The sequence below is a fragment of the Dyella ginsengisoli LA-4 genome (assembly GCF_000334915.1).
GTDB lineage: Bacteria > Pseudomonadota > Gammaproteobacteria > Xanthomonadales > Rhodanobacteraceae > Dyella_A > Dyella_A ginsengisoli_A.
In genome coordinates this window covers 13,450-25,393 of sequence record NZ_AMSF01000060.1, presented here as the reverse complement: position 1 = coordinate 25,393, position 11,944 = coordinate 13,450, and the positions used below count along the sequence as shown (strand labels likewise).

The 11,944-nt window shown below is 68.4% G+C and carries 8 protein-coding genes; 4 read left to right on the top strand and 4 right to left on the bottom strand.

The features are described from left to right. Positions 1–2: 2 nt before the first annotated feature. From C693_RS0114765 to C693_RS0114750, 4 genes are all read right to left on the bottom strand, one after another. Positions 3–1,217, bottom strand: coding sequence for a dipeptidase (locus C693_RS0114765; RefSeq protein WP_017463046.1), 1,215 nt, complete (start codon positions 1,215–1,217; stop codon positions 3–5). A 19-nt stretch (positions 1,218–1,236) separates the two neighbouring features. Next, on the bottom strand, positions 1,237–2,535 hold the full coding sequence (lysA, locus tag C693_RS0114760; RefSeq protein WP_017463045.1) for a diaminopimelate decarboxylase: 1,299 nt from the start codon (positions 2,533–2,535) through the stop codon (positions 1,237–1,239). A gap of 81 nt (positions 2,536–2,616) precedes the next feature. Beyond that, positions 2,617–5,610 carry a TonB-dependent receptor gene (locus tag C693_RS0114755; RefSeq protein WP_017463044.1) on the bottom strand — a complete coding sequence of 998 codons (2,994 nt, stop codon included), beginning with the start codon at positions 5,608–5,610 and terminating at the stop codon, positions 2,617–2,619. Positions 5,611–5,659: 49 nt separating this feature from the next. Then, entirely contained in the window at positions 5,660–7,147 is a 1,488-nt protein-coding gene (locus C693_RS0114750) for a transglutaminase-like domain-containing protein (RefSeq protein WP_017463043.1), read from the bottom strand. A 203-nt stretch (positions 7,148–7,350) separates the two neighbouring features. Between C693_RS0114750 and C693_RS0114745 the strand changes: the two genes are divergently transcribed. From C693_RS0114745 to C693_RS0114730, 4 genes are read left to right on the top strand one after another with little or no spacing between them, the layout of a single operon-like run. Further along, positions 7,351–8,502, top strand: coding sequence for a DUF819 domain-containing protein (locus C693_RS0114745; protein WP_017463042.1), 1,152 nt, complete (start codon positions 7,351–7,353; stop codon positions 8,500–8,502). 23 nt (positions 8,503–8,525) lie between these two features. After that, the gene (locus C693_RS0114740) at positions 8,526–9,932 is read left to right on the top strand and encodes an SH3 domain-containing protein (RefSeq protein ID WP_017463041.1); all 1,407 of its coding nucleotides are present in this window, start codon (positions 8,526–8,528) and stop codon (positions 9,930–9,932) included. Positions 9,933–9,970: 38 nt separating this feature from the next. Then, positions 9,971–11,068, top strand: coding sequence for a dipeptide epimerase (locus C693_RS0114735; RefSeq protein WP_017463040.1), 1,098 nt, complete (start codon positions 9,971–9,973; stop codon positions 11,066–11,068). 16 nt (positions 11,069–11,084) lie between these two features. Further along, the gene (locus C693_RS0114730) at positions 11,085–11,939 is read left to right on the top strand and encodes a MurR/RpiR family transcriptional regulator (protein WP_017463039.1); all 855 of its coding nucleotides are present in this window, start codon (positions 11,085–11,087) and stop codon (positions 11,937–11,939) included. The last annotated feature ends 5 nt before the right edge of the window (positions 11,940–11,944 follow it).

Below are 11,944 nucleotides of genomic sequence, written 5' to 3'. Positions count from 1 at the left end.
CCTCACCGCTCCGCATCACGTTCCACCTCGCCCCACACCCGCAGCAGATTGCCGCCCCAGATCTTGGCGATGTCCTGCTCGCTGAAGCCGGCGCGCCGCAGCGCGGCGGTGAGGTTGCGGGTCTGGCTGGCGTCGGCCCAGCCGGTGATACCGCCGCCGCCGTCGAAGTCCGAGGCGATGCCGACATGGTCGATGCCGGCGACCTCCACCATGTGGCGGATCTGCTTCACGTAGTCGTCCACCGTGGGCAGCGGGTAGGTCTTCTCGATCTCGGCCATGCCTTCGGCCATGGCCGGCAGGTAGTCGTGCTTGTCCGAGTCGTATTCCTTGTCGCCGGCTGCGCGGGCGACCTGCGCCTGAAGTTTCTTCTCCGCCGCCTCGCGGCCGGGGTCTTTCTTCAGGAATTCCTTGTACGCCACTGCCTGGACCACTCCGCCTTTCGCCGCGATGGCGCGCAGCAGGTCGTCGGGGAGATTGCGCGGGTGGTCGAGCACGGCGCGGGCGCCGGAGTGCGAGGCGATGAGCGGCGCGGTGGAGACGGCGAGCACGTCGCGCACGCAGCGGTCCGACGCGTGCGAGATGTCGACCATGATGCCGAGCCGGTTGGCGCGCTTGACCACCGCGCGGCCGAAGTCGGTCATGCCGTGGTCGCCGGGGCCGTTCATCGCGCTCTCGCCGTGTTCGGTATCGGGCAGCGAGCTGGTGCAAAGGTCGTTGTCGCCCACGTGCACCAGGCCGACGTAGCGCGCGCCGCGGTCGTAGGCGGCATCGAGCCGGTGCAGGTCGTGGCCGAGCGAGTAGGCGTTCTCGATCCCGATCATCGCCGACAGCAGTCCGGCCTTGTGGTTGGCCATCACCTGCGCCGGCGTGGTGGCCAGGCGGATGCGGTCGGGGTACTTCATCAGCATGTCGCCGATGGCGTCGTACTTCTGCTCGGCCTGGCGCATCGCCTCGGCGTAACCGGCGGCATCGAGCCGATGCTGCGGCACCCAGACGATGAAGAACGCCGCGTTCAGGCCGCCGCGCTCCATCTTGCCCAGGTCGACCCGCAGCGGCGTGTCCCTGCCGACGTCGAAGCGATCCTCGTGCATGTAGGTGAACGGGATATCGACGTGGGTGTCCAGGGTGATCGGCGGATCGTCCTGGGCCGGCGCGGCGCCGGCCAGCACGTTGCCGGCGAAGGCGAGGGCGGTGAGGCAGGCCAGGCGTCGGAGCATGGTTCGGGTTCCCTCTGGGTCAGGTCGTAAGCCAGTGTCGCGCAGCTTGCTCGCCGGCGGTCATCTCGCGCCAGCTCTGGCGGCGCCGGACCTCGGCGTAGCGTCCGGAGTCCAGCAGCACTTCGGCGGCCAGCGGGCGCGAGTTGTAGGTGGAGGCCATGGATGCGCCGTAGGCGCCGGCGGTGCGGATCATCAGCAGGTCGCCGGCGGTGCAGCGCGGCAACGTGCGGGCGCGGGCGAAGGTGTCGCCGGTTTCGCACACCGGGCCGACCACGTCGTAGGTCGCGGGCGGGCGCGGTTCCGCGCCTACCGGCTCGATGTCGTGCCAGGCCTCGTACAGGCTGGGGCGCAGCAGGTCGTTCATCGCCGCATCCAGCACCAGGAACGGATGATTCGCGCCCGGCTTGATGCGGATCACGCGGGTCAGCAGCACGCCGGCCTCGGCCACCAGCCAGCGCCCCGGCTCCAGCATCAGCCGCCCGTCGAAACCGGCCAGCGCCTCGCGGATCGCCGCCACGTAGTCGACTGCGGCGATCGGTCGTTCCCCTTCGCGGTAGCGCACGCCGAGCCCGCCGCCGACGTCGATGCTGGTGATCGCATGCCCGCTGTCGCGCAGCTCGTGCCAGAAGGCGGCGACCCGCTGCAGCGCCTGGCGGATCGGGGCCAGTTCCAGCAGCTGCGAACCGATGTGGGCGTGCAGGCCGTCCAGCCGCACGTTCGGGAAGCCCGCGGCCTGGTCGAACCAGTCGCGCGCCTCGTCCAAGCCCACACCGAACTTGTTTTCGGCGCGTCCGGTGGAAATCTTGGCGTGGGTGCGGGCATCCACGTCGGGGTTGATGCGTACCGCGGCGCGGGCGACGGTGTTCATCGATGCGGCGACCGCCTGCAGCGTCTCCAGCTCGTCGCGCGACTCCAGGTTGAAGCGGCCGATGCCTGCCTCCAGCGCCTCGGCGATCTCGCCGGCCGTCTTGCCGACGCCGGAGAACACGATGCGCTCTGGCCGGATGCCTGCCTGCAGGCAGCGCCACAGTTCACCGGCGGACACGATGTCCGCGCCCAGTCCGCGTTCGGCCATCAGCTGCAGGATCGCCACGTTGCTGTTGGCTTTCGCGGCGTAGCAGACCTGCGCATCCGTGCCGGTGAGCGCGGACAGCAGCTCGTCGATCCGTGCACGGATCGCGTTGGCCGAATAGGCGTAAGTCGGCGTGCCGACGCGGGAGGCCAGGGCGACCATGTCGACACCGTCGAACAGGGGGACGGATCCGGCCCGGGAGGTGATGTCGGGAGTGGAGGAACGGTGCGTGTCGTGCGTCAGCAAGCGGGCGTCCATCGTCGGCGGGCAGGGTTGAAAAAAAAGCGGCCCGCACACGCGGTGCGGGCCGGGCGGGGAGGGTGTGCCTCAGAAGTCCACTGCGACGGTGAGCTGGGTGAAGCGCGGGCTCTGGAAGCCGAGCGGTCGCAGGAAGGTGGGGTTGGTGGAGCTGGAGATGTCGGTCTGCAGGTCCTGGTCCACCTGCACCGTGCGTTGCTGGTTGAGCAGGTTGTAGACCGACAGCTTCACCCGCAGGTTGCCGCCGTTGAACGGACGCAGGTAGCTCAGGCTGGCGCCCAGCGTGTAGGTCCACGGCAGGCGACCGTACTTGCCGCGCGGCGAACGCTCGTAGACGCGGTCCTCCGACACTGGCGACTCGCAGTTCTGCACGCAGATGAAGTAGCTGTGGTAATTGGTTGCGTCATACGGATTGCCGACGCCGAAACCGGTGATCGGGCCGCCGGAATGCACGTCCAGGTCGCCGCCGACCTGCCAGTGTGGGGTGAGCGCGTAGGTGCCGCGCAGCTTGAGCTGGTGGCGGCGGTCGTTCGGCAGGTAGCCGTTGCCGCCGAGGTTCACCCACGGATCGTCGAAGTTCTCGGTGCGGCCGGTGTCGTCGAAGTTGGTGTCCGAGTTCACCGGACCCTCGGCATTGCCACGGTTCCACGACATCACGTAGGACGCGTTGAGCGCCCATTTCTCGTCCCAGGCGCGGTTGAGCTGGAATTCCAGCGCCGCGTAGGTGCGCTTGGGCTTCACCCAGCCGCGCTGGCCGAGGTAGTTGCCGTCGGCGTCGTACATCGCCCAGCCCTGCTTGGAGGTGTCGATGGTGATGTAGCCATCGGCGGTGCCATCGCAATTGGTGTCGCCCCAGACGGTGACGTTCTTGCCCGGGTTGGCCATCACCCAGCCGACGTAGCCGTCGCCACCGCACTGCGGGGTGGCGCTGATCTCCATGTCGTCGATGGCGTTGTGCAGGCGGCGGTAGGTGCCGCTGACGCCCCACGACCACTGGGCATTCAACATCTGCTGGAAGCCGAGGATCGCCTCGTCCTGGTAGACCGGGTCCATGTTCCGGTCGACCTCCGAGCGCAGGTCGCCGACTGTGCCGTCACCCTGCGAGGTGTCCACGTTGCCCAGTTGCGGGCCCAGCTTGGGTACCGCGTACTGGGTTCCGTCGAGGGTCTTGATCTCCCAGCCGTCGAATGCGTAGTAGGTGCGCTCGTCGAGCAGGCCGCCGGCCTGCTTGATGTTGATCACGTTGGCCACGGGCAGGTAGTAGCGGCCCAGGTTGCCGAACAGCTTGGTGCTGCCGTCGCCCTTCATGTCCCAGGAGAAGCCCAGGCGCGGGGCGATCTGCTTGTCCATCTTGATGTAGCTGTGGCCCGCAGCGTCCTGGTTGTCGAAGCTGTCGTTGCGCAGGCCGGCGTTGAGTACCAGGTTCGGCGTGATCTGCCAGTTGTCCTCGAGGTAGTAGGCCGAGTCCACCGTGGTGAAGGTGCCGGCGATCTCGTAGCGGCGGGCGCGCACGTAGCCGTCGTAGCCAGCCGGAAGGGTGGCGCCGTTGGGAATCGTGGCGCCGGCGGTGGCGGCATACACGTTGTAGTAGTAGGCGCCCGGGCCGGCGTAGTGGCGGGCGTAGTCGGACGTGTTGTTCTCGTGGTCGTAGCCGAAGCGCAACAGGTGGTCGCCCAGCGTCCATTCGAAGTCCGCGCGCCCCTGCTTGCGCACGTCGTTGCGCTTGTAGACGGTGGAGCTGGTGGTGCAGCCCAGCGGCACGCCCGGGTCGGTGATGTCCAGCAGCGCGCTGCTGGCCGCCACCACGTTGCACGCCAGGTCGAGCTGCGAGCGGGTAAATGACTCGCGCTCGTTGCGGCCGACCATCAGCTTCATCGACAGGTCGTTGGTGAGGTAGCTGGTCCAGGTCAGCGCCCAGTTGCGGCCACCGGTGTCGGTGAAGATGCGGTTGGTCTTCTTGCCGCGGGTGTCGGTGTCGAAGTCGTAGGCGTAGACCTCGCCGACGTTGTGGTTCTTGTCGGAGAAGGCCATCAGCGACAGCGTGTTGTTGTCGGTGACGTTCCAGTCGATGGTGGTACCCCAGAAACCGGTGTCGGCCTGGTTGTCGGTCATCACCGTGCCGGCGTTGTTGGTATTGCTGGGGCTGTTGCCGCGCGCCTCGTACATGGCGAAGAAGAACAGCTTGTCCTTCACGATCGGGCCAGAGGCCCAGACGTTGGTCTTGATCAGCGATTCGGTGTCGCGACTGGCGGTGATGTAGCGGCGGCCGTCGGGGGTGTAGTGGTCGTCGGCCGAGGAGTGCCAGCTCGACGGTTCCATGGTGATCTCGGTGCCGGCATGGAACTCATTGGTGCCCGAGCGCGCCACCGCGTTGACCACGCCGCCGGTGGTGCGGCCGAACTCCACCGAATAGCCGCCGGTCTTGACCTGGAACTGGTCGTAGAAGGCGAACGGTGCCTCGGAGAAGCCGTTGCGGTTGTAGAAGTCGGTGACGTTGAGGCCGTTCACGTAGAACGCGTTCTCGGCCACCGATGATCCGCCGAAGGAGATGCCGCCGAAGTTCGAGTTGCCCTTCACCACGCCGGGCGCCAGCAGCGCGACCGAGGTGACGTTCTGGTCCACCGGCAGGCGGCTCAGCTCGGCGCGGGAGACGATGGTGGCCGACTCGGTGGAGCTGACGTCAATCACCGGCAGCACCGAACTGGTGACGCTGATCGCCGAGAGGTTGGTCGCGCGCACCGAGCCGATGTCCACCGAGGTGGTGGTGCCCAGTGCGACGGTGACGTTGCGGCTCGGCGCCACCGGCTGGCCGTCCGCCGTGGCGGAGACGGTGTACTGGCCCACCGGCAGGAACGGGAAGCGGTAGTTGCCGTTGGCGTCGGCGGTCACCGTGCGGGTCAGGCCGGTCTCCGGGTTGGTCACGGTGACCACCGCGCCGGCCTTGGTGTGGCCGGATACCGAGCCGTCGTTGTTGGCCGCGTGGGCGGCCGGGAACGCCACCGCCAGGCCCAGGCCCAGCGCGATGCTCAATGCGGTCTTGCGCACATGCCGACTGCTGCTCATTGCCCCATCTCCCCTCTCGCTTTGTCGGGCCGCGTGTGGTCGCGGCCGGTTAGTTGTCGGAGCGTCCCTGCAGTGGCAGCCGCTTCCAGGCGAAGTGGTAATTCCACTGGTTGAAGTACAGATTCCCGCCCTTCCACTCGATCTCGCCGCGCTGCGAGTCGACCGTCTCCGAGCGCGGGAAGGTCTTGGCCGGCACGAACGGCCGGCTGAAGTCGCTGTTGAAGGCGATGCGGTAGGCGTCGAGCCCGCCGAGGTAGAACCAGCGCAGCGCCGGGTCGTCGCCGGGTCCGGGCTCGAGCTGGCCGAAGGTCACGTCCACCGGCACCCAGCCGTAGGGCGGCAGGTACAGCTGGCCCCAGTCGTGGATGTCGTCGTAGTGGCCGTCGGAGAACATCCAGCCGGACTGCCAGCGGCTCGGGATGCCGTTGAGTCGCAGCAGGGTCATCAGCAGCAGGGTCTGCTCGCCGCAGTCGCCGTGGCCGGCGTGCAGGGTGTAGTCGCTGATGTTGCTGATGGTGGAGTACTCGCGCGCGCCGGCCCAGGGAATCCGGTCGACCGCGGCGAACAGCTTCTGCGCGATGCGGTAGGGGTTCTTCTCGTCGCCGACCACCTTGCGCGAGAACGCGCGCAGGTCGTCGGTGAACACGATGTGCGGCGGCCGCTCGGCCACGTAGGGCGCCAGCGCGGGGGGGATGGTTTCGGCGCTGACCTTGTCCGGATCGATGCGGTGGTACTGCGCCAGCACGGTCACGTCGTAGGTGATCGAGAACACGGTGGGCTGGCCGGCCACCGCCTTCTTTTCCAGGTAGGCGGTGCGCTGTGCGGTGGACGGTGGTGCGATGTGCGCGCCGGAGGGCACGCTGCCGACCAGGCGGATCGCCTCCTGCTGCCCCGGGATCGCCTGTGGGTAGGGAATCCAGGCGCGCAGGGTCTGGCCGGCGGGCACCGCATCGGCGTCGACCGTCAGCGTCTGGGTCACTTCCACCCGCAGCGGGTCGACGCCGCTGCGGCCGCTGGCCAGCGCGTCGCGCACCACGCTGCGATGGTGGTCGTTGAGTACGCCGTTGGGCGTGTCGTCGAACGGCCTGGGGTCGGCACGGCGGGCACGGGCCTCGGCGCTCAGCCGGAACAGGTTGCCCGGCGAGCGGTTGAAGTAGAAGGTGTGCCCGTCGATGACCAGGTGCTCGAACAGGCCGGCGCGGTTCCAGCGGTCGAACTCGGCCTGGCTCAGGTCGGGAATCTCCTTGCGCACGCGCGCCTCGACCTGGTCGGCATCGAGACGGAAATCGAGCCGGATGCGCCGCATGCGCTCGCGCTGGAAGGCCAGCGCCTCGCGCTGTGCGGCGGACAGGCCCGGCTGCTTCAGTGCCGCGGTGATCGCCGCATCCGCGTCATGGAAATGTCCGGCGTCGATCTGGGCGATGATGGCGGGCAGGGAATCCTGACCGGGGGTGGCGGCCGGCGAGGCGGCGGGCAGCGCGAGCACAAGCAGGGTGGCGAGCAGTAGCGGGCGGGTGCGACCGGCCCGGCCGGCCATGGCCGCGCGGCGGTTTCCCGTGCCGGTCGACCGGTGATGCGGCAATCTGCTCCCCGTCATGCGTGCTTCCCCCGACATGAACTTGCGAAACCGTTGTGTAGCACGCTTGCAAAACAGCGTCAATAATTTATGCTGCTTTTGAATTCTGTAGGAATGACATATTCCAAAACGGCACGCGGACCAGGTGCCGGACGGGGGCGCGAGTGATCCAGACGGTGTGGCCGTTCGTCGGCCTGATGCTGGTGGTGGCGGGGATGTTTCCGGCGCTGGAGCGCCGCTTCGGCTGGCGCATCTTCCAGGTGCTGCCGCCGATCGTGATGGTCTATCTGCTGGTCACCACGCTGGCGATCGCCGGGGTGTGGCAGGTGAATGCGCCGATCAAGGCGGCGCAGTCGCTGCTGGTCGGCCATCTGGTGCCGGCGCTGCTGTTCCTGCTGATGATCAACTGCGACCTGCGCGCGATCTTCCGGCTCGGGCCGCGCGTGCTGGCGGTGTTCGCCTGCACCACGCTCAGCCTGTTCGTGGCCTTCCTGGCCACGTTCATGATCTATCGCCACTGGTTGCGCGGCGACGACTGGCATCCGCTGGCCGCGCTGTCGGGCAGCTGGGTCGGCGGGACCGCCAACATGATCGGTGTAAAGCAGGCGATCGGCATGTCCGACCCGCACCTGGCGATGTCGCTGCTGACCGATGCGATCTGCTACTCGATGTGGGTGGTGGTGCTGTTCTCGGTGGCGCGGCTGGCGCCGGCGTTCAATCGCTGGACCCGCGCCCGTTCCAGCGGCGACCTGCAAGTGGCCGAGGTCGCCGCCACCGGCCCGACCACGCCGGAGAACGTGCTGCTGTGGCTGGGCGTGGCGCTGCTGGTGACCGCGCTGGCGCGCCTGCTCGGCGGGATGCTGCCGGCGTCGGCGATGGTCAGCGCCACCACCTGGACGATCCTGCTCGCCACCGGCGCCGGCCTGGTCGTGGCGCACACGCCGCTGGCGCGGTTTCCGGGCGCCGGCAGCATCTCCGGCGCGATGCTGATCTTCGTGGTGGCGGTGCTGGCTTCGCAGAGCAACTTCCACGGCCTGGGCGAAGCACCGCTTTACCTGCTGTGCGGCGTCACGGTGATCGTGCTGCACGCGCTGGTGCTGATGGTGCTGGCGCGGTTGTTCCATTTCGACCTGTACCTGTGCGGCATCGCCTCGCTGGCGCACATCGGTGGCGTCGCCGCCGCGCCGGTACTGGCGGCCAGCTACTCGCGCGCGCTGGTGCCGGTGGGCATCCTGCTGGCCTTGCTGGGCTACATCCTGGGTACCGGCTTCGGTCTGCTGATGGCGTCGCTGATGGCGTCGCTGGCGCTGCCGTGAGCTCTCGACGACGGAACACGACCATGCCTATCTCCTCCCTTCGCGCCCTGCTCCTCGGCCTGCTGCTGGCCGGGCCCGCCTTCGGCCGGGCGACGGTCGACCGACCCCTGCCGGTGCCGCCGTCGGGCGTGCTCGGTGTGGAAGCGGCGCAGCTCACACCCGATTTCTGGATCGGCCTGCGCCCACACCCGGATGCGGTGCTGCTGACGCCGGCGCAGATCGCCGCGCAGAACGCGAAGCTGCTGGCCGACGACCCGTCGATGCACGACCTGCGCGCGCTGCCGGCCACGCTGGACCGCGCCCGCGTCGATGCCTGGCTGGACAGCGTCTCCACGCCGCCGACCCGCCCGCTGTACGACGTCGACGGCAAGCCGGTGGCGGCCGCCACGTTGCGGGCGATCGTCGCCAACGCCGATCGCGACGCGGTGCCGGCCAGCGCGCCGACGCGCTACGGCCTGGTGGTGAAGCGCGCCGCGCTGCGCAGCTTCCCGACCGACCTGCGCGTATTCAGCCATCCGGGCAATACCGACATCGACCGCTTCCAGGAGACCGCCGAGTTTCCGGGCACGCCGGTGGTGGTGGCGCACACCAGCCGCGACGGCCGCTGGCTGTTCGTGGTCAGCCCGCGCTATGCCGCCTGGACCCACCGCGACAACATCGCCATCGGCAGCGCCGATCAGGTGTTCGGCTACGCCGACCGGCGGTCCGGCCGCGTGGTCACCGGCGGCACCGTGCACACCGTCTACACCCGCGAGCAGCCGGCGGTGTCGCAGCTGCAGCTGGACATGGGCGACCGCGTGCCGCTGGCCAGCGGATTGGCGCCGGACCAGCCGGTCAACGGCCAGACCCCGTACACCTCGCACGTGCTGGAACTGCCGATCCGCCGCGACGACGGCTCGCTGGCCTTCGTGCCGGCACTGCTGCCGATCACCACCGACACCCGCGCCGACTACCTGCCGCTGACCGAGGCGAACATCATCCGCCAGGCGTTCAAGTTCCTCGGCGAGCGCTATGGCTGGGGTCATGCCTACGACGGCCGCGACTGCTCCGGCTTCGTCTCCGACGTCTACCGCTCGATGGGCGTGCAGATGCCGCGCAACACCAGCCGGCAGGCGATCAGTCCGGCGCTGGACCATCGCACCTTCACCGACAGGGACAGCCACGCCGCACGGCTCGAGGCGGCCATGGCGCTGAAAGTCGGCGACCTGGTCTACATCCCCGGCCACGTGATGCTGGTGATCGGCCAGTGGCAGGGCCAGCCGTGGGTGATCCACGACGTGCTGGGCATGAGCTACCGGCTGCCCGACGGCGGCACCCGCCACGTCAAGCTCAACGCGGTGTCGGTGACGCCGCTGCTGCCGATGCTGTACGGCAAGGACGGCTCCACCTTCATCGACCACATGACCAGCATCGTGCACATCCGGCACTGAGCACGGCCACCCCGAAGAACAAGAAGCGACGATCCCCCATGAAGATCACAGACATCCAGTTCGGCATGCTGCGGGTGCCGCTGAAAACGCCGTTCAAGACGGCGCTGCGCACGGTGAGCCAGGTCGAGGACATCGTGGTGATGATGCGCACCGACACCGGCCATGTCGGCTATGGCGAGGCACCGGCCACGGCAGTGATCACCGGCGACACCCACGGCTCGATCGTCGACGCGATCCGCCACTACATCTCGCCGCGGCTGATCGGCCAGGAGGTGGCCGACCTCAACCGGCTCACCGGATTGATCCAGGGCTCGATGGAGAAGAACTCCTCGGCCAAGGCGGCGGTGGAGATCGCCCTGTACGATCTGTGGGGCCAGCTCTACAACGCGCCGCTGTACCAGCTGCTGGGCGGCGGCGATCCGGTGATCACCACCGACATCACCATCAGCGTGGACTACATCGACAAGATGGTGGCCGATTCGATCGCCGCGGTGGAACGCGGTTTCGAGTCGCTGAAGATCAAGGTCGGCAAGGACATCGGCGTCGACATCGAGCGGGTCAAGGCGATCTACGCCGCCGTCGAGGGCCGCGCGCTGCTCAGGCTGGACGCCAACCAGGGCTGGACCGCCAAGCAGGCGGTGTACGCGCTGCAGACGCTGGAGGATGCCGGCATCAAGCTGGAGCTGGTCGAGCAGCCGGTGAAGGCGCGCGACCTGGCCGGCATGCGCTACGTCACCGAGCGGGTACACACCCCGGTGATGGCCGACGAGAGCGTGTTCGGGCCGATGGAGGTGATCGAGCTGATCCGCCTGCGCGCGGCGGACATCATCAACATCAAGCTGATGAAGACCGGTGGCATCTCCAACGCGGTGAAGATCGCCGACATCGCGGCGATGCACGGCGTGGACTGCATGATCGGCTGCATGCTGGAAACCTCGATCAGCGTCGCCGCCGCCGTGCACGTGGCGGTGGCCAAGGCCGACGTGATCACCAAGGTGGACCTCGACGGCCCTTCGCTGTGCGCGTTCAATCCGGTCGACGGCGGGGTACTCTTCAACGAATCGGAGATTTCCGTGACCGATGCCCCGGGGCTGGGCATCCGCGAGATCCGTGGCCTGGAGCCGGTGTCGGAGTGAGAGCGTGAGCGCGAGCATGTCACCACTGGTGAAGATCCGTTCCGAGCGCGACCAGATGTCGGCGGTGGAGCGCCGCATCGCCGACTTCATCGTCGAGAACGCGCAGCTGCTGCGCGACTACTCCTCGCAGCAGCTGGCCAATGCGCTGGGGATCAGCCAGTCCAGCGTGGTGAAGTTCACCCAGAAGCTGGGTTTCAAGGGGTACCCCGACCTCAAGTACTCGATCGGCGAGGCGATCGCCCGCGCCGCACCGGGCGAGACCGCCACGGTGTCGCCGACCCAGGAGGCCGCCAGTTCGGGGCTGGCCGACCGGCTGTGGCGACGCAAGTGCGCGGCGGAGGAGGAGACCCGGGTGATCAATGCGCCGGAGACGATCCAGGCGGTGGTCGAAGCGATCGACCGCGCCGGCCGCAGCGGCCGCGTGTTCCTGCTCGGCATGGGCGACGACGACGTGCTGGTGCGCGCCTTCGCGCTGCGCCTGGCCACGCTGGGCATCCTCAGCGTGCACAGCTTCGACATGGTGCGGATGACCTCCAACGTGGCGGCAGCGCAGGCCGGCGACGTGCTGGTGGTGATCTCCGAGTTCGGCCAGCACGCCGCGCTGGGCAAGATTGCCCGGCAGTTCCGCGAGCGGCGCGGCCAGCTGGTCACGCTGACCCGGCACACCGCCAACCCGCTGCGCACGCTGGCCGACCTCGCGCTGGTGGTGTCCGCGCACGACGAGCAGCCTTACATCCAGCCGCTGCTCTACCAGTCGGCGATGCAGCACCTGCTCGATGGCATCTTCGTGCGCCTGTGCGAGGGCCACGACGACCGCCGCACGCAGCTGCTGGGCAACCTGGAACGCATCCAGCACATCCTCGAACCGTAACCGCT

Bases quoted from the DNA above. Each gene is read 5' to 3' on its own strand.
- C693_RS0114765 (WP_017463046.1), bottom strand. From the start codon at position 1,217: ATGCTCCGACGCCTGGCCTGCCTCACCGCCCTCGCCTTCGCCGGCAAC.
- C693_RS0114755 (WP_017463044.1), bottom strand. From the start codon at position 5,610: ATGAGCAGCAGTCGGCATGTGCGCAAGACCGCATTGAGCATCGCGCTG.
- C693_RS0114750 (WP_017463043.1), bottom strand. From the start codon at position 7,147: ATGGCCGGCCGGGCCGGTCGCACCCGCCCGCTACTGCTCGCCACCCTG.
- C693_RS0114740 (WP_017463041.1), top strand. From the start codon at position 8,526: ATGCCTATCTCCTCCCTTCGCGCCCTGCTCCTCGGCCTGCTGCTGGCC.
- C693_RS0114735 (WP_017463040.1), top strand. From the start codon at position 9,971: ATGAAGATCACAGACATCCAGTTCGGCATGCTGCGGGTGCCGCTGAAA.
- C693_RS0114730 (WP_017463039.1), top strand. From the start codon at position 11,085: ATGTCACCACTGGTGAAGATCCGTTCCGAGCGCGACCAGATGTCGGCG.